Annotated in this window: 1 pseudogene; it reads left to right on the top strand. The window is 75.6% G+C overall.

Annotation, left to right across the window (positions count from 1 at the left end):
• A pseudogene (locus DL237_RS20675) lies at positions 1 to 706 on the top strand (hypothetical protein); the annotation flags it as partial.

Genomic DNA, 706 nt, shown 5'->3' with positions numbered 1-706 from the left:
GACGCCGCGCGCCAGATCGACGACCTGGACCGGTCGCGGCAGGAGGCGCAGGCGGCACTGGGCCCCGAGGTGGCGGTGCCGCGCGGGCTGGAGGCGCTGCGCGACGCGTTGATGGCCGTGCAGCGCGACCCCTCTGACCCCGATGCGCGGCAGACCGAGGCGGAGCGGGCGGCGGGCCTGGCCGCACGGGCGGCGGCGGGTCTGCCTGAAGGATGGCGCGACCTGGCGCTTGCGGGGTTGCCCGAAGACGCCCTGCTGGCCGACCTTGCCCAGCGGACGCTGCGTGCGGCAACCCGTGTCGAAGAGGCGCAGAACCAGTTGAAGGACGCGGAAGAGGCGCTGGCCGAGGCCGGGTCGGCCCATGGCGCGGTGCAGGCCGGGGGCGGGACGGTAACGGATGACGCCATTGCGCAAAGCCGGGCGGCCCGCGATACCGCCTGGTCGGAGCATGTCGCCATGCTGGAGGCCGAAAGCGCCGCGCGGTTCGCCGCACTGATGCACACCGATGACGGGCTGCGCGCGCGTCATGCGGCCTCGGCCGAGGCGCGGCTGCATCTGGCGAACCTGGCGCAACAGGTGCACCAGGCGGAGCATCGCGCCACGCGGCGGCGCGCCGATCTGGAGGCCGCGGAGGCAGCGCGTGCGGCGCTTGCAGGCGAGGCGGCGGCAATCGCCGCGCGGCTTGGCCTGGCGGCGGACAGCCCGG

The organism is Pseudooceanicola sediminis (assembly GCF_003575965.1).
Lineage (GTDB): Bacteria > Pseudomonadota > Alphaproteobacteria > Rhodobacterales > Rhodobacteraceae > Pseudooceanicola > Pseudooceanicola sediminis.
The sequence above is the reverse complement of the archived record's forward strand: the minus strand, read 5'-3'. Positions and strand labels throughout refer to the sequence as shown.